Source organism: Streptomyces sp. NPDC031340 (assembly GCF_055569945.1).
In genome coordinates, this window is sequence record NZ_JBVIIE010000010.1 from 66,651 (window position 1) to 83,148 (window position 16,498).

General features: G+C 75.3%; 15 protein-coding genes and 1 pseudogene. 10 read left to right on the plus strand and 6 right to left on the minus strand.

What is annotated here, in order from left to right; genetic code table 11:
* Positions 1 to 19 precede the first annotated feature (19 nt).
* The gene (locus ACZ5GT_RS09765) at positions 20 to 343 is read left to right on the plus strand and encodes a chaplin (protein WP_469017978.1); all 324 of its coding nucleotides are present in this window, start codon (positions 20 to 22) and stop codon (positions 341 to 343) included.
* A 165-nt stretch (positions 344 to 508) separates the two neighbouring features.
* On the opposite strand, the gene ACZ5GT_RS09770 is transcribed toward ACZ5GT_RS09765, so the two are convergent.
* The 5 genes from ACZ5GT_RS09770 to ACZ5GT_RS09790 all read right to left on the minus strand — a co-directional run bounded on the left by ACZ5GT_RS09770 (position 509) and on the right by ACZ5GT_RS09790 (position 3,536).
* Positions 509 to 1,375 (minus strand): tyrosinase family protein, encoded by an 867-nt coding sequence (locus ACZ5GT_RS09770; RefSeq protein WP_469017981.1) that lies wholly within the window; start codon positions 1,373 to 1,375, stop codon positions 509 to 511.
* On the minus strand, positions 1,359 to 1,871 hold the full coding sequence (locus ACZ5GT_RS09775) for a tyrosinase family oxidase copper chaperone (protein WP_469017984.1): 513 nt from the start codon (positions 1,869 to 1,871) through the stop codon (positions 1,359 to 1,361). Before ACZ5GT_RS09775 ends, ACZ5GT_RS09770 begins: the two co-directional genes overlap by 17 nt.
* 218 nt (positions 1,872 to 2,089) lie before the next feature.
* Positions 2,090 to 2,587: a DUF5949 family protein gene (locus ACZ5GT_RS09780; RefSeq protein ID WP_469017987.1), complete on the minus strand. Its 498-nt coding sequence runs from the start codon at positions 2,585 to 2,587 to the stop codon at positions 2,090 to 2,092.
* A 111-nt stretch (positions 2,588 to 2,698) separates the two neighbouring features.
* Complete coding sequence (locus ACZ5GT_RS09785) at positions 2,699 to 3,013, minus strand: hypothetical protein (RefSeq protein WP_469017990.1); 315 nt, start codon at positions 3,011 to 3,013, stop codon at positions 2,699 to 2,701.
* A gap of 283 nt (positions 3,014 to 3,296) precedes the next feature.
* On the minus strand, positions 3,297 to 3,536 hold the full coding sequence (locus ACZ5GT_RS09790) for a chaplin (RefSeq protein WP_469017993.1): 240 nt from the start codon (positions 3,534 to 3,536) through the stop codon (positions 3,297 to 3,299).
* A 319-nt stretch (positions 3,537 to 3,855) separates the two neighbouring features.
* Here ACZ5GT_RS09790 and ACZ5GT_RS09795 point away from each other — a divergent pair, with 319 nt between their 5' ends.
* From ACZ5GT_RS09795 to ACZ5GT_RS09835, 9 genes and pseudogenes are all read left to right on the plus strand, one after another.
* A complete protein-coding gene (locus tag ACZ5GT_RS09795) occupies positions 3,856 to 4,956 on the plus strand; it encodes a DUF3344 domain-containing protein (RefSeq protein ID WP_469017998.1) in 1,101 nt (366 codons plus the stop codon).
* Positions 4,957 to 5,010: 54 nt separating this feature from the next.
* A pseudogene (locus tag ACZ5GT_RS09800) lies at positions 5,011 to 6,129 on the plus strand (glycosyltransferase); the annotation flags it as partial.
* 827 nt (positions 6,130 to 6,956) lie between these two features.
* Positions 6,957 to 8,387, plus strand: coding sequence for an exopolysaccharide biosynthesis polyprenyl glycosylphosphotransferase (locus ACZ5GT_RS09805; protein ID WP_469018001.1), 1,431 nt, complete (start codon positions 6,957 to 6,959; stop codon positions 8,385 to 8,387).
* A 4-nt stretch (positions 8,388 to 8,391) separates the two neighbouring features.
* Positions 8,392 to 9,744, plus strand: a complete 1,353-nt coding sequence (locus tag ACZ5GT_RS09810) for an O-antigen ligase family protein (RefSeq protein WP_469018005.1) — start codon at positions 8,392 to 8,394, stop codon at positions 9,742 to 9,744.
* A complete protein-coding gene (gene murJ, locus ACZ5GT_RS09815; protein ID WP_469018008.1) occupies positions 9,741 to 11,483 on the plus strand; it encodes a murein biosynthesis integral membrane protein MurJ in 1,743 nt (580 codons plus the stop codon). Before ACZ5GT_RS09810 ends, murJ begins: the two co-directional genes overlap by 4 nt.
* Positions 11,467 to 12,225 carry a polysaccharide deacetylase family protein gene (locus ACZ5GT_RS09820; protein WP_469018012.1) on the plus strand — a complete coding sequence of 253 codons (759 nt, stop codon included), beginning with the start codon at positions 11,467 to 11,469 and terminating at the stop codon, positions 12,223 to 12,225. Before murJ ends, ACZ5GT_RS09820 begins: the two co-directional genes overlap by 17 nt.
* A 1-nt stretch (position 12,226) precedes the next feature.
* Positions 12,227 to 13,378, plus strand: coding sequence for a glycosyltransferase (locus ACZ5GT_RS09825; RefSeq protein WP_469018018.1), 1,152 nt, complete (start codon positions 12,227 to 12,229; stop codon positions 13,376 to 13,378).
* Complete coding sequence (locus tag ACZ5GT_RS09830) at positions 13,375 to 14,025, plus strand: YveK family protein (protein WP_469018025.1); 651 nt, start codon at positions 13,375 to 13,377, stop codon at positions 14,023 to 14,025. Before ACZ5GT_RS09825 ends, ACZ5GT_RS09830 begins: the two co-directional genes overlap by 4 nt.
* Entirely contained in the window at positions 14,022 to 15,110 is a 1,089-nt protein-coding gene (locus tag ACZ5GT_RS09835) for a GNAT family N-acetyltransferase (RefSeq protein ID WP_469018028.1), read from the plus strand. Before ACZ5GT_RS09830 ends, ACZ5GT_RS09835 begins: the two co-directional genes overlap by 4 nt.
* Positions 15,111 to 15,129: 19 nt before the next feature.
* Here the strand turns inward: ACZ5GT_RS09835 and ACZ5GT_RS09840 are convergent, their stop codons facing one another.
* Positions 15,130 to 16,449: a glycoside hydrolase family 26 protein gene (locus ACZ5GT_RS09840; RefSeq protein ID WP_469018031.1), complete on the minus strand. Its 1,320-nt coding sequence runs from the start codon at positions 16,447 to 16,449 to the stop codon at positions 15,130 to 15,132.
* Positions 16,450 to 16,498 lie beyond the last annotated feature (49 nt).

Genomic DNA, 16,498 nt, shown 5'->3' on the forward strand with positions numbered 1-16,498 from the left:
GAGTCATAAGGAGAACGTGATGTCTCGCATCGCGAAGGCAGCCGCTGTCATCCTCGGCACGGGTGCCGTGGTCCTCAGCGGGACCGGCCTCGCCATGGCTGACGCCGGTGCCGAAGGCGCGGCCGTCGGCTCCGGCGGCGTGCTGTCGGGGAACGTCATCCAGGCCCCCATCGACACGCAGATCAACTTCTGCGGGAACACCCTCGGCGCCGGCCTGCTCAACCCGGCCTTCGGCCAGGTCTGCGTCAACGACGGCGGCCACCACAGGGAGCACCACAAGGACGAGCACAAGGACGAGCACAAGGACCAGCACAAGGACCAGCAGAACGGTTACGGCGGCTGACGTCCGTAACACCCTCACCCCGCGCACGGCTCCGTCCACGCGCACCCGGAGCCCCGGCACCTCGAGCGCCGGGGCTCCGCCCGTCCGCAGGCGCGCCGGACAGCGCCGCACGGCAGGCGCACCGCGCCGCACGGCAGGGGCCATCGCACCGCACCCCGCCGCGCCTCACGCGTACTGGTAGACCCCGCTGACGTCCTCCAGTTCGTCCGGTGTGACGTCCCACGGCGGCATCCTCTGGTGCCGGGCGACGATCCGCTCGTGCTGTGCGTCGCCGGGCCCGGGCGGCGTGGCCGGCAGGTAGCGGGCGCCGGGGTGGCGGCGCTGCCAGCGGGTCCACTGCAGGTCGACGAAGGCGTGGTGCAGCCAGAAGACGGGGTCGTTGACGGAGGCGCCGCCCAGCATGACCCCGCCCACCCACCGGTGCACGCGGTTGTGGTTGTGCCAGGAGGCGCTGCCCCGGCCGGTCCCCCACCCCTCCAGCTTGTTGCGGAACCCGCTGGTGACCGTGGAGTTCCAGGGCGCGGTGTCGTAGACCGGGTCGTCGAGCGCCTGTTCCAGCTCACCGCTGGTCGGCAGTTCCATCGGGTCGCGGGCGCGTCCGAGGTCCCTGGTGAGGAACGCGCCGTCGGTCACGCCTTCTGTGAGGGTCCAGTTGCCCTCCGCGTAGGCGAACGGCCCGGTCGTCACCTGACGGTCCGAACGGCGTCCGTCGCCGCCGAGGAGGTCCGCGGTCCAGGGCACCGACGTCTTCACACGGTCGCGGGTCCAGTCCCAGTACGGCACCGTGACCGACGGGTCCACCCGGCGCAGCGCCCGCTCCAGTTCGAGCAGGAACATGCGGTGCCAGGGCAGGAAGGAGGGCGCCATGTGGGCGGTGCGCAGGCCGTCGTCGCCGTCGGCGGTGTAGTACTCGAGGTGCGTCCGCACGAATTCGTCGTACTCACCCCGCCGTTTGACCTCCAGGAGGGCCTGTACGAACCGTCGGCGCTCGGCGGGCGTGAGGGTGCTGACGTTCTTACGCACGTACGCCATGGCCGCCCCCCGTGTGCGGGTGGCCCTCGCTCATCGGCCCCGGCGCCAAGTAGCGCAGCCGTTCCCGGGGCCCGAGTTCGTCGACGGCCCCGCGGACCGCGTCGAGGGGGGTGGGGTACGAGCGGTAGTGGTCGACCATGGTCAGCCAGGTCCCGTCGGCGCGGCGCATCAGGTGCAGCGGGCGGCCGTCCACGGTCACCTGCCACTCGGCGTCGTCGCCGCGGCGACCGTCGGCGGGCGCGGCGAGCGGGATCCTGACGCCGCGGATACGGCGGCCCCGGTACGTCTCGTCGAATCCGGCCTCCGCGGGCTCCGCGGGGCCCGGCCGGGTGTGCGGGGGCCGGGAGGCGGCGACGGGGGCCAGCGCGAGGACGACGGCCGGGGCGAGCAGCCCGCGCAGCACCTCCCGCCGGGTGCCGCCGTCGGGCCCGCCTCTCGCCCGTTCCTCCGCTCCGGGGCGGCTGCCCACCGGTACTGCGCCGACGCCGACGACCATGGCTCGCTCCTCGTCCGTTTCGGGTGTCCACAGCGGTAACCGTCCATGGCCCCGCGCGGTCACCGTCGAACGGCCAGGGAGTGGCCCGGTTGGCTACAGGACAGGTCCGAACGTGGCTCGGTTGGCTACAGGCCCGGGCCGGGGCCCGGTTCGGCGGCCGGCGTCGACTGCGGGCGGGGGCGGCGGGGCGTCCGGGGACAGTCCCGGCGTCAGTCGCCTCAGTCGCGCGGGTCGTGGGCCGGCAGGACGACGTGGGCCGCCGCGTTCAGGGTCTCCTCGGCGCCGGCGAAGGCTGCCAGCGCCTCGGGCGCGACGGCCTTGCCGGGCTCGGCCCGTGGCCAGGGGCGCGTGGTGAACAGGAAGTAGGCGTAGCCGCGTTCGGCGACCGCGGCGAGCCACTCCCGCGGCGGCAGGCACCGGGCGCTGAAGCCGACCATGGTGACGACGGCGTGGTCGCCCTCGACGACCAGGCCGACCGGCAGGTCCGGTCTGGCGGCGCCGTCGACGACGTCCCCGTCGGCGGGCAGGCCGTTGTCCTCCAGCAGCCGCTCGACGGCGGCCGTCGCGGCCTCGGGGCCGCCCGGGGCGTCCCCGAGGGAGTAGGCGAGCAGGTAGGGCATGTCGCCGTCGGGGGCCTCGGCGCTCCAGGCCATCACCACGAGCGTGCCCGGGTCGGCCGCCCGGGGGACGTGGTTCTCACGTGGGGCCGAGGTCACCGCGCGCCGCTGCCGACGGACCCGGCCCCGGACGCGGCCGGGTGCCTGGCGACCGACCGAGTGACGGCCCGCCCCGCGTCCCCACGGACGAGGGAGCGACGGGGCGGCACGTCAGCGCCCCAGCGGGAGACCACCGAGGAGTCCCTTGCCGTTCAGCTTGTTCGTGGTGCCCTGCACGGTGTGGAGCAGGGAGTCCTTGTTCTCGGTGTCCACAGCGTCCGACCGGTGGTGCAGCGGCGTCGCGTCGACGGGGTCGATGCGGCCCTTGGTGAGCGTGTTCACCGCGCCGTTGAGGCTGGTGGGCGTCATGCCGGCGGCGTCGTGGGCGTACGCGGGCGCGGCGGAGTCGAGGGCGTACGCGGGCGCGGCGGCGCCGGCGAGGGCGACGGTACCGGCGACGACGGCGGCGGCCTTCAGGGACTTCATCGGGATCGGGATCCTTTCTTCGGCGACAGACGTCGCCGGCGAGAACGGTGGCGCCGTGTTCAACGACTCCCTGCCGCGCCGGAAACCCCGTGCACGGAGACTTTCCGCAGTCCACCCGAACGAGCGGCGCATGGCGTCGGAGTGACGCCCCGTCCGGTATCGGCGCGCCACGCTCCGCCCGTGCGCGACGCACGTCGGCCGCCCTCCCGGGGTTTCCCGGGCGGGCGGCCGGCCAGGCGTGGCGTGACGCGCCGTGCGGCGCGCGCGGCAGCAGGCGTCGGCGTCAGCCGTTGAGGCACTTGTTGCCGAACGCGGGGTTCAGCAGACCGAAGAAATGACCGGTGTTGCCGCAGAAGTTGATCTGCGTGTGGTGCGGGTGCTGCACGAGGTTGCCCGACAGAAGGCCCGGGGAGTGCAGCGCGGCGCCCTCCGCCTCGGAGTCGGCGGAGGCGAGACCGGCGGTGCCGGCGACGGCCGCGACGGCGGCGGAGGTAAGGACCAGACCCTTCGCGATACGGGACATGGAGAGGTGCTCCTCGGTGTTGACGCTGACATCCGGGCGGACATGCCCGACGCGATGTCAACGCGCATCCCGGCAGGCGGGTTGAGCCGCCGAACGAGTGATCTGACGGGGGCCCGGGCTCGACCCCTACGACACACTTGTCGGTTTCGATCCGGTTTATACGCATAATGAGTAGAGCTGCTGGCCTACTTACACATCCGTGCGGCCAGCACTTCGCACTCGCTTTCCCCGAGCTCCCCGAGCTCCTCAAATCCCCGAACTCCCCAAATCCCTCCCCGAGTCCCCGAGTCCCCGAGTCCTCGAAAGGGCCATGCCGGTCATGCGCAATTCCCCGGTTCCGCTGCTGCGCCGTGCGACGGTAGGCGTCCTCGCCCTCGGAGCGCTGTGCGCTCCCGTCTGCGCCGCCGCGCCGACCGCACCCCCCGCTCCCGAGGCCGAGCGGCTGGCGTTCACCGAGCGGTACCGCGCGGTGCAGCACGGCGGCATCGTCCGCGCGGCCAACGCGACCATCAGCTGCCGCGTCGAGACGCCCCTGGGCACCGAGCCCGACTGTCCGGCGGTGCGCCAGGGCGCCACCGCGGTGAACGGCGCTTTCGACATGTTCTACGTCGACGTCGACGACGACCCGAACACCTACAACTCCTCCAGCGCCGAGGTCCGCCTGCCGGAAGGCTCCCGGGTGTCGTACGCACGCCTGTACTGGGGCGGCAACCTCCGGGTGGGCGAGCAGAAGCCGCCCGCGGACAACGGGCGGGTGCTGGTCGCCGAGCCCGGCGGCGAGTACAAGGAGGTGCTCGCCGACTCGGTCGTCGGTCACCGGGTGGCCCGGGGCGCGGACGCCTTCCAGGCCTCGGCGGACGTCACCCGGCTGGTCCGGGACAGCGGCTCGGGCCTGTGGACCGTGGCCCAGGTCAACACGGCCATGGGGAAGTCGTCGGCCGGGGCGTGGGGCGGCTGGACGCTGGTGGTGGCGTACGAGAACCAGGCGGAACCGCTGCGCAACCTCGCCGTGTGGGACGGCTTCGAGCCGCTGGACCCCAAGTCCGGCCGGCAGATCCGGCTGCGCGACGTGCGGTTCCCGCAGAACGCCGCCGGCCGGGCCGGGCTCGTCACCTACGACGGCGACCGCGGCATCACCGGCGACACGCTGACCGTGACGGCCGGCGGCTCAACCGCCACGCCGCTGACGGACGCCGCCAACCCGCGCGACGACGTGCTGAACTCCACGATCTCCGAGCCGGCCGCGATCCGGTCGACGCGCGTGCCGTCGTACGCCAACACCCTCGGCTACGACTCCGATGTGTTCGATCTCGGGAAGGCGCTGCGGCCCGGCGGTGACGGGCTCGCCTTCCGGCTTCTCTCCCCGCGGGACGTGGTGTGGGCGGGCGTGCTCTTCGCCGCCGTCGACGCACCGCGGTGAGGCGCGTTACCGCCCGCAGCCACCGGCGCCACCCGTGAGCGAGGTATTCGCGCAATGCACCTGTCAGCAACGGCCCCGCGGACCCGGGTCCTGCACGTCACCCAGCCGGTGGACGGCGGGGTGGCCCGAGTCGTGACCGACCTGGCGCGGGCCCAGCTCGCGGCCGGCCTGCACGTCACGGTCGCCTGCCCCGACAGCCCGCTCGCCGCCGGGCTGGCCTCGCTGGGCGCCGACGTACGGCGCTGGCAGGCCACCCGCTCGCCGGGACCGGCCCTCGGCCGCGAGGTACGCCGGCTGGCCCGCCTGATCGAGGACGTGCGGCCGCATCTGCTGCACGCGCACAGCGCGAAGGCGGGCCTGGCCGGACGGCTCGCCGTGCGCGGGCGGATCCCGACGGTGTTCCAGCCGCACGCCTGGTCGTTCGAGGCGGTCGGCGGGATCACCGCGGCGTTCGCGCTGAAGTGGGAGCGCTGGGGGGCGCGTTGGGCCTCCCGGGTGGTGTGTGTGAGCGACGCGGAGCGTGCGACCGGGGTACGCGCCGGGGTCGCCGCCCGGTGGAGCGTCGTGCCGAACGGGATCGATCCGGGGCGGTGGCGTCCGGCCGCCGTGGGCGCCGTGCGCGCCGGGCTGCTGCCGGGCGTCGATCCGGCGGCCCCGCTCGTCGTGTGCGTCGGGCGGCTGTGCCGGCAGAAGGGCCAGGACGTCCTGCTCGACGCGTGGCACGCCGTGCGGGAGCGGGTGCCCGACGCCCGTCTGGCGCTCGTCGGCGACGGCCCCGACCGGGCGCCGCTCGCCTCCCGCGCGCCCGCCTCCGTGCTGTTCGCCGGGGCCGTCGCCGACACCGTCCCCTGGTACCAGGCCGCCGACCTGGTCGTGCTGCCCTCGCGCTGGGAGGGCATGGCGCTCGCTCCGCTGGAGGCGATGGCGTGCGGGCGGGCGGTGGTCATGACGGACGTGGACGGCGCCCGGGAGAGCCTGCCGCCGGAGCTCGTGTCCGGCTGCCTGGTGCCTCCCGAGGACCCGGTGGCACTCGCCGCGGCCATCGCCGGGCTGCTGCTCGACCCGCCGCTGCGCGAGTCGCTCGGGGACCGGGGGCGTCGGCACGTCCTGTCCACGCACGACGTGCGGCACGCGGCCGCAGCGGTGACGGACGTGTACCGCGACCTGCTCGGGGTCGCGCCCATCGCCGTGCAGGTGGATCCTGCCGCCGTACAGGCAGTGCCTGCCGCGGTGCGGGCGGCGCCCATCGCCGTGGAAGCGGTGCCTGCCGCGGTGCGGGCGACGCCCACCGCCGTGGAAGCGGTACCCGCCGCGGTGCAGGCGGCGCCCACCGCCGTGGAAGCGGTACCCGCCACGGTGCAGGCGGCGCCATCCGCCGTGTCGGCGGTACCTGCCGCCGAAGGGGCGGGGCCCAGCGCCGTGGGGGCAGGCGCCGTGGGGGCCAGCGCCGTGGGGGCAGGTGCCATGGGGGCAGGGTCCGGCACCAAGGGTGCGGGCCCGAGCACCGAGCAAGCCCAGTCCATCGCCGAGGGGGCAGCGCACACAGCCAAGACGGCGACGCCCAGCACCCAGCAGGCAGAGCCCATTCCCGACGGAGCAGGGCAGACAGCCAAGCGGGCGAAGCCCGGCGTCGAGCAGGCGGAGCCCGGCGACAAGGGGGCGCGGCCCAGCGCCGTACAGGCGGGGGCTACCGCCACACAGGCGACGTCTGCCGCCGCACAGACGGCAACTGCCGCCGCACAGGCAGCACCTGCCGCCGTGCAGGCGGGACCTGTCTGCGAGCAGGCGGGGGCCGCCCTCGAACAAGTGGGGGCCGCCGTCGAAGAAGCGGGGGCCGCCGTCGAAGAAGCGGGGGCCGCCGTCGAAGAAGCGGGGGCCGCCGTCGAAGAAGCGGGGGCCGCCGTCGAAGAAGCGGGGGCCGGTGCGGGCCGGGACGGCCCGCATGCGAACCGAACGACCCAAAGCGTCGAGCCCACCGAGTGCAGGGAGTCCATTCACTCGTGACCGCGGAAAGCACCGTCCCCTCCCCCGGTGGCCAGCCACGGGACCCGGGATCCTCCCCGCTCTCGCTCCTGCCACCGCCGCCCGGCGCCGCCGCCGGCCTCCGTCTCCCCACCCCCCGCGCGTCGGCGCGGCCCGCCTCGCCCGTGCTGTTGCTCGCCGTGGACCTCACGGCGGCGGCGCTCGGCGCGGTCGTGCTCGTCGGCACCCGGCACCGCCTGCTGCTCACCGCCCTGCTGGTGGCCGGGACGCTGTTGCTGCGCCCGCGCCCCACCCGGCCGGTGACCGGCGTCCTGGACGAACTGCCCGGCGTCTGCGGCCGGATCGCCGTGGCCTGGACGACGCCGGCGGCGCTCGTCGCGGCGTACGCCCCATGGCACGCGCTGTCCGCGCGCATCCTGCTGCTGGGCTTCCTGCTCCAGTCGGCGGCGGCCTGCGCGGGCCGCGGCCTGGTGCACTGGCGGCGGCGCGTCGCGCTGCTGCGCCGGCCGCACGCCGCCCTGGTCGTCGGCCCCGCGCCGACCGCGCGCCGGGTGGCGACCGCCGTGCTGCGCAACCCGGGCTGCGGGGTGCGGCCGGTGGGCATCGTGTCCGAGGAGTCCGACGGCGCCGACGGGCTGCCGGTGCTCACGACGGGCGAGGAGGTGCAGCGGGCCCTCATCCAGAACGGCGTGCGGGACGTGCTCACCGTGCACCCGTCGGTGCGGACCCAGCACGGGCCGCTGCTGGTGGCGCTCGCCGAGTGCGGATGCGCGGTGTGGGAGGTCGACGCGGACTCCCCGGCGTACGCGAGCCGCGAGCAGCTCGCCGGGTTCGCCTGCCGACGGCTCGACCTGGGCGCGCGGCGGCGGCGCGGCGACGTGGGCAAGCGGATGCTGGACGTGACGGTGTCGGGGACCCTGCTGCTGCTGGTCAGCCCGCTGCTGCTGGTGTGCGCGGTGGCGCTGCGGCTCGGCGAGGGACCCGGCGTGGTCTTCCGGCAGGAGCGCATCGGCAAGGACGGCCGCCCCTTCACCCTGCTGAAGTTCCGCACCCACCGCCCGGCCGACGAGCACGAGTCCGCGACCCGGTGGAGCGTGGCGGGCGAGGAGCGCATGTCGTGGTTCTGCCGGTTCCTGCGGCGCACCTCGCTGGACGAGCTGCTCCAGCTGTGGAACGTCTTCCTGGGCGACATGAGCCTGGTCGGTCCGCGCCCCGAACGCCCCTATTTCGTCGCGCAGTTCAGCGAGACCTACCCCGGCTACGCGGCCCGCCACCGGATGCGGGCCGGCATCACCGGGCTCGCCCAGATCCACGGTCTGCGCGGTGACACCTCGATCGAGGACCGGGCCCGCTTCGACAACGCCTACATCGACAACTGGTCGCTGTGGCAGGACGTCTGCATCCTGCTGCGCACCGCTGTCGCCATCGTGCGTCCCACCGGGAGCTAAGCCGATGAGCCTGGTCCTGCCCGTCTCCCTGCCCCGGGTCCGCTCGCTGGCTCCCCTGCTGTCGGTGCCGGCGGTGATCGCCGTGCTCGCGCTGCCGGCCGGGCCGGGCGGCGCGGGCGGGGCCCGTCCCGCCGACGCGCTCTCCGGGCTGGTGGTCGCCCTCTGCGCGATCGGTCTGGTACGGCAGCGCCGGCGACCCCTCACGCGTACCGCCGGCGTGGTGCTGGGCCTGCCGGTGCTCGGCCTGGCGGTCGCCGCGGCGGGGGCCGCGTCGGCGGACGCCGGGATCACCGGCCTCGGCCGCTACCTCCAGGTCTTCGTGCTCGTCCCGGCCGCCGTCCTGCTGCTGATCCGCGGCCGGCGCGACTTCCGGCTGCTGGCCTGGACGCTGGTGGGGTTCGCCGGGTGGCAGGGGGCGATCGGCGTGCACCAGTACCTCACCGGGACCGGCGCCTCCTACCAGGGCGAGGACATCCGGGCCGTGGGCACCTTCGGGGCGACGGACGTGATGGGCATGGCGACGGTCGTCTCCTTCGGGCTGGTGAGCGCGCTGGGTCTGGCGCTGGGCCGGAGCCCGGTACGGCAGCGGGCGGTGGCGGCCGGGTGCGCGGCGGCGCTGGTCCTGCCGCTCGCGCTGTCCTTCAGCCGGGGGGCGTGGATCGCGTCGGCGGTCACCTGCTGCGTGCTGCTCGTGCTGTCCGGGCTGCGGCGGGCGCTGCGGGTGGGAGCGGCCCTGGTCGCCGCGGGCGTGGTCCTGGTGGGCGGGTTCGGGGCGGGTACGACGCCGCTGCAGGAGCGCATCGGCAGCATCGCGCAGGTCACCGACACGCCCGACCAGTCGGTCGTCGACCGGTACACCATGTGGGCGGCGGCCGTGGACATGTGGCGCGAGCGCCCGCTGACCGGCGTGGGGCTGAAGGGCTTCCCCGACTACCGGGACGCGCACGCCTCGCTGGCGCTGTCGTCGGCCAGCGACACGGAGGGCGCGGGCGCCGCGTTCCGCAGGCAGCCGCTGCTGTCCCCGCACAACATGTACCTGCTGGTGCTGGCCGAACAGGGCCTGCTCGGGGTCCTCGCCCTGGTCGGCAGCTGGGTGGCGCTGCTGGTGTGCGCGCTGCGGGGACTGCGGCGGGCGCACGGCAGCGGCCGCGGGCTGGACTGCGGGCTCGTCGCCTGCGGGCTGCTGGTCTGGCAGTTGGTCGACTTCGCCTACGCCGACATCGGCGGGCCGTCGACGGTGCTGACGGCGGTGTGCTTCGGGCTGGTGGCCTGGTGGGCGCTGGCCGACGGCGGCGCGGACGGCACCGCGCCGGACGCGCCGGCCCCGGCACCGGCCGAGGAGGCGGCCGCCCGATGACGCCGAAGCCGCCGCCTCCCGCACCGCGCACCCCCACCGCCCTGCACGACCCCGCCCCGGCCCCCGCCGACCCCCACGCCCCCGGCCACACGGCCCCGGAGACCGCCCCGGCACCTGTGGCCTCGCCCACCGCTCCGGCCTCCCCCGCCTCCTCGGATTCCTCCCCCGGCTCCTCCGTCTCCCGCCGTTTCCTGGCCAAGGCCGCGCTGGTCACCGCCGCGCTGTCGGTCGCCGGGGCGCTGCTCGGGCTGGTGCGGGACCAGGCGCTGGCGCGGCTGTTCGGGGCCGGCAGCGAGACCGACGCGTTCCTGGTGGCCTGGACGGTGCCGGAGTTCGCCTCCACGCTGCTCATCGAGGACGGGCTGGCGTTCGCGCTGATCCCGGCGTTCAGCCTGGCCCTGGCCCGCCGCGCGCAGGGCGCTCCCGGCGACCCGGTGCGCGCCCTGGTCGCCGCCACGCTGCCCCGCCTGTCGCTGGCCCTGGTCGCGGTGTCCGCGCTGCTCGTCGGCACCGCTCCCTACCTGGTCGAGGCCCTCGCCCCGGGCCTGCCCGATCCCGCCCTCGCGGTGGACTGCACCCGGCTGACGGCGACCTGTGTGCTGAGCTTCGGCCTGGCCGGGTACTGCAGCGCGGCCCTGCGGGCACACCGCCGCTTCCTGGCCCCGGCGGCGATCTACGTGGCCTACAACACCGGCATCATCACCGGGATGCTCGTGCTCGGCGGGCGGTGGGGCGTGCGTTCGGCGGCGGCCGGGGTCGCGGCGGGCGGCTGCCTGATGGTGGCCGTCCAACTCCCGGCATTGTGGCGGCAGTTGCGCGGGAAGGCGCTGGCCGGCGGCGCCGGGGCGGACGAACCGCGTCCGATGGACCTCGGCCTCGTCGGCTCCGTCCTGTTCTTCGCGCTGTGCCGCCAGTCCCAGACCCTCGTGGAGCGCTTCTTCGCCTCGCGCCTCCCGGCCGGCGCCATCTCGCACCTGAACTACGCCCAGAAGGTCGCCCAGATGCCGATGGTGCTGTCGCTGATGCTGTGCACGGTGACCTTCCCGGTCGTCGCCCGGGCCCTGGCCGAGGGCGACACCGAGCGGGCCCGCGACCGGGTGGAGCGGGACGTCGCGCTGGCCGCCTGCCTGGTGCTGCTCGGCACCGCCACGGTGCTCGCCTGCGCGCCCCAGATCGTCGAACTCCTCTTCCAGCGTGGCGCGTTCACGACGGCGGACACGGCGGCCACGGCCGGCGTGATGCGCGTGTACGCGCTCGGCCTGCTCGGCCAGACCCTGGTCGGCGTGCTGGTCCGCTCCTACTTCTCGGCGGGCCGTCCCACCTGGTACCCGGCCGGCGCCATGGGCGCCGGCATCCTCCTGACCTCGGGCCTCGGCGCCGCGACCGTGGAGGTCTGGGGGGTGTGCGGCATCGCCGTCGCCAACGCGGCCGGCATCACCCTCACCGCCGCCCTGCTGCTGGCCGGTCCGGCCGGCGGCCCCCGGGGCGTGCCGATCCGCGGCCGTGAGGTGCTCGCCGGGCTCGGCGGGCCGGTGTGCGCCGCGCTGGCCGCCGCGGCGGCCGGCGCCCTGACCGCGCACGGCATCGGCTCCCCCCTGCCCGCACTCGTCACCGGCGGGGCCGTCGTGGCCGCCGTCTTCGTCCTGCTCGGCCGGGCCCTGGACGTCCAGGGCATCGAACCCGCGCTCCGTCTCGTCCGTTCCGCCACCCGGAGGCTCACCGATGGCCGTTCCCGTTGACTCCCCCGACACCGGCAGACGCCTCGCCGCGGGCCCCGTCCCGTGGGTGGCGATGTACCACTCCGTGGGCGACTGCTCGGACGACCCGTACCGCATCACGGTGACGCCCGAGCGGCTCCGTGAGCAGCTGCGCTGGCTGCGCCGGCGCGGCCTGCGCGGCGTCGGCATGACCGACCTGCTGGCCGCCCGCGCCCGCGGCCAGGGCCGCGGCCTGGTCGGGCTCACCTTCGACGACGGGTACGCCGACTTCGTCGACACGGCCCTGCCGCTGCTCAGGCGCTTCGACTGCGGCGCCACCCTGTTCGTCCTGCCCGGCCGGCTCGGCGGGGACAACGCCTGGGACCCACTGGGCCCGCGCAAGCCCCTGCTGACCGCCGACGGCATCCGGCAGGCGGCCGCCGCGGGCGTGGAGATCGGCTCGCACGGCCTCACCCACGTCGACCTCACCCGGGCGGACGACGCCACCCTCACCGCCGAGGTCCGCGACAGCCGCTCGCTGCTGGCGGAGCTGACGGGCGCTCCGGTCGCCGGTTTCTGCTATCCGTACGGCACCGTCGACCGGCGCGCGGTGGACGCCGTACGGGACGCCGGATACGCGTACGCCTGCGCCATCGACCCCGGCCCGCTCACCGGGCCGCACGCGCTGCCCCGTGTCCACATCGGCCAGAACGACACCGCCGTGCGCCTCTTCCTCAAGCACCGGCTGCACCGGCTGCGCCGCCGCCCCGTAGGGGGCCTGTGACATGCGGGCGCTCCACGTCATCACCGGGCTCGGCGTCGGCGGCGCCGAACAGCAGCTGCGGCTGCTGCTGCGGCACCTGCCGGTCGACTGCGACGTCGTGACGCTGACCAACCCGGGCGCGGTCGCCGTCGGGCTGGCCGCCGACGGGGTGCGGGTGGTGCACCTCGGCATGGCCGGCAACCGCGACCTGGCCGCGCTGCCGCGCCTGGTGCGGTTCATCCGCCAGGGCGGCTACGACCTGGTGCACACCCACCTCTACCGCGCCTGCGTCTACGGCCGGCTGGCGGCGCGGCTCGCGGGCGTCCGGGCGATCGTCGCCACCGAGCACTCGCTGGGCGACTCGCAGATGGAGGGGCGCCGGCTCAGTGCCGGGGTGCGCGGGCTGTACCTGGCCAGCGAGCGCCTCGGCAGCCGGACCGTCGCCGTCTCCCCCACGGTCGCCGAGCGGCTCAGGCGCTGGGGTGTGCCGGGGCCGCGTATCGAGGTCGTGCCCAACGGCGTCGACCTGGCCCGCTTCCGCTTCGACCCGGCCCGGCGCCACCGCACCCGCCGGCGTCTCGGGCTGCCGGAGGACGCCTGCGTCGTCGGCGGCATCGGCCGGCTCACCGCGGGCAAGCGCTTCGGCGTGCTGGTCCGGGCGCTGGCGCAGCTGCCGCCCGACCACTGGCTGGTGCTGGTCGGCGGCGGCCCGGAGGAGAACGTCCTGCGGCGCACCGCCCACGAGGCCGGCGTCGCCGACCGGGTGCTGTTCACCGGCGAGCGCCCCTGCGTGCCCGACGGCAGCCCCGGCCCGGACCTGCCCTCGCTGCTGTCCGCCATGGACGTGCTCGCCTCGCCGTCCCCGGAGGAGGCCTTCGGCCTGGCGATCGTCGAGGCGCTGGCGGCCGGGCTGCCGGTGCTGTACGCCTCCTGCCCGGCGCTCGAGGACCTGCCGCCGCACGCGGCGTCCGGCGCGCGCCGGGTGCGGGGCGGCGCCGCGGAGTTCGCCGCCGCCGTGGCCGCGGCCCGTGCGCGGGACCCGGGGCCGCGCGCCGCGCCCGACGCGGCCCGCCACTACTGCATCACCCGCAGCGCCGCACGGCTGATGGACGTGTACACGGCCACGGTGTCCCCGTCGTTGACCCCCTCACTCCTGGGAGCGAGTTCCTCATGACCGACCACCCCGCCGGAACGCGCCGCGCGGTCGCGTTCCTCCGCGGCCTGACGCCGCCGCCCTGGTCCGTGCTCGCGGCCGGCGTCCTCGCCGGCGGCCTGATCGGCGGCGCGTACGGCCTCGCCGAGCCGCCCGCCTACACGGCCACCAGCTATGTCGTCGCCGTGCCGACGAAGACCGCCGACCCGGCCTCCGCGCTCGGTTTCGCCCAGGCCTACGGCCGGGTCGCCACCCAGCTGGCGGTGCTCGGGGACGCTCAGGTGTGGGCGGGCGTGCCGGTGCGGACGCTGAAGGAGAGCGTGCGGACGGCGACCTCGCCGGACGCCCCGATGGTCGCGATCACGGCCACCTCCACCCGCCCCGACCTGGCCGCCGACATGGCCAACGCGGTCTCCCGGGCGGTGACCCGGCACGCGCAGGACACCAAGTCCGACACCAACGTCACGCTGGAGTCGTTCGCCCGCGCCACCGAACCGGCCGAGCCGTCCTCGCCCTCGGCGACGGTGACGGGTCTGGTCGGCGCGAGCGCGGGCGGGCTGCTGGGCGGGCTGGTGCTGCTGGTCCGGCCGCGGGAGCGGGGGGAGCGGGAACGGTCCGCGGCGGTGCCCGGTCCGGCCGTCGCCGCCGACTCCCACGGGCAGCTGTGAGGTACACGACGCAGCTCGTCACCGACGAGGCCGCCTTCGCGCGGCTCGCCCCGGACTGGGACCGGCTGTACCGGCGGTGTGCGTCGGCGACCCCGTTCCAGAGTCACGCCTGGCTGCACTCCTGGTGGCGCTGCTACGGCAGGCCCGGCCGGCTGCGGCTGCTCGTGGTGCGGGACGGCGCGGACCTGGTGGCGGCGGCGCCGCTGATGCGCGTACGGCGTCCGGTGCCCGCGCTGGTGCCGCTCGGCGGGGCGATCTCCGACTACGGCGACGTGCTGCTGGACGACGGGCGCGGCGAGGCGGCCGTCGCCGCGCTGAGCGGGGCCCTGGCGGTCTGTGCCGGCACGGCGCTGATCGACCTGCGCGAGGTGCGGCCCGGCGCCGCGGCCGAGCGGGTCTACGAGCGCTGGCGCGGGCCCCGGCACCGGATGAACGACTCGCTGTGCCTGGAGCTGCCCGGCGTGCCGATGGACGAGCTGGTCGCCCGGCTGCCGTCGGCGAAGGCCCAGCGGGTGCGCGCCAAGCTGCGCAAGCTGTCCGCGCTCGGCGTCGAGCGTCATGCCGTCGGCCCGGACGAGGTGGACAAGGCGGTGCGGCGGCTGCTGGAGCTGCACCGGCTGCAGTGGGAGGGCCGGAGGGTGACCCCCGAGCACCTGCGGCCACGCTTCGGCGAGCACCTCGTGCGGGCGGTCGGGCCGATGGTGCGCTCCGGGGACGCGGTCGTCACCGAGTTCCGGCTCGACGACGACGTGGTCGCCGTCGACCTGACGCTGCTGTCGCGGCGGCTGACCGGCGGCTACCTGTACGGCGCCCATCCGTGCCTGCGGCAGCGCAAGGCCGACGTGGCGGTGATGCTGCTCGACGCGTGCACCGAGCACGTCCGCTCCGGCACGCTGAGCCTGCTGCGCGGCGACGAGCCGTACAAGCACCACTGGCGTCCGGTACCGGTGGCCAACCGGCGGCTGCTGCTGGCCCGCCCGCACACCGCCCCGCTGCTCGCGGCGGCCGTGAGCGCGGTCGCCGCCCGGCACCGCGGCGGGCAGCTCCTGCGGAAGTGGAGGGAACGCGGTGGCGGCGGGGCGTGACCGTCCCGCCGCCGCGGGGTCACCGGTCACGGGACCACCGGTCGAGGAGCAGGCACACCTTCCCGCCGATCCAGTACTCGACCCACTCGCCGAGGTCCATCGGCGAGCAGTCGGGCGACCGCGGCGGTGCGGGGGGCGCGGGTGCGTCGGCCGGGTGGGTGGGCAGGCCCGGTACCGGAATCACCGGAACGGGGTAGGCGGGCAGGCCGGGCACCGGGGGCGGAAGGAGCGGGTCGCCGGTGCGTCCGGAGAGCACGGAGCGGTAGACCGCGGAGGCCCTCGGGTTGGCGGCGCACTGCCACACGCCGTGCGGGCAGTAGTCGCTCAGCGTGTTGTAGAGCGGTTTGTGCTCGTCCATCCAGGCGAGCATCCCTTTCATGTACTCGGCGTTGTCGCCGTTGCGGAAGAGTCCCCATTCGGGATAGGAAATGGGCTTGCCGTGGGCTTTGGCGAAATCCACGTGGTCCTGAAGTCCGTAGGGCTCTTTCACCTGCTGATCGAACGACAGTCCGGACGGCTGGTCGTACGCGTCCATGCCGATGATGTCGACCGTGTCGTCCCCCGGATAGCACAGCGTCCAGGGAACGGCGTCCCGGCCGCGGGTAGGCGCGAAATCGAACCGGAATTTCTGGCCCGGCACCGAACGCATGGTGGTGACGATTCTGTTCCAGTACTTCTTCCAGGCCTCCGGGTCCGGCCCGCAGCGATGGGTGTACGTGATGCCGTTCATCTCCCAGCCGAGCACGATCACCGTGTCCGGCACCCGCAGCCGCACCAGTCGCTCGGCGAGGACCCTGAAGTGGTGATCGAACGCGCCGGCCGCGCCCTCGCGCAGCAGTGTGCGCACCTCGTCGTCGGGCACGCCGCCCTCGTTGCGCTCCAGCATGGGCACGTTCAGGACGAGCATCCGGTCGGCCTTCTCGGTGCGCCAGTCCGCCCACATGTCGAGGAAGCCCGGGGCTCCCTCGATGTTCCGCCAGTGGTCGCCGGGCAGATAGGTGTGGCCGACGCGCAGTTCGGCGCCGCCCAGCCAGTGGCTGAGGGCGGCCATGCGCGCCACGCCGAGGGGTCCGTAGTCGAGGTAGGCGCCGAAGGCAGGGACGTCCTCGTCCCGCGGCGCCACGGCGGGCGGCCGGGTGGCGGGGGGCGGCGTGGCGGAGGCCGCAGCGGCGGGCGGCGGAGCCTGGGACGTCGGCGCGGGAGCGAGAGGACCGGCGACCCGATCCGTTCCCGAGCCGGCGGCGAAACCAGGACCGGACGCCAGAACGGCCGTCGCGGCGACCGCCGCCACGACGACGGCCGGCCGCCCGGACCAAGGGCGCCGCTGCTGTGTGGCCATTCCTGCTCCCTTCTCCGTCCTCGTGCTGCGCTGGATTTCCGTCACTGAA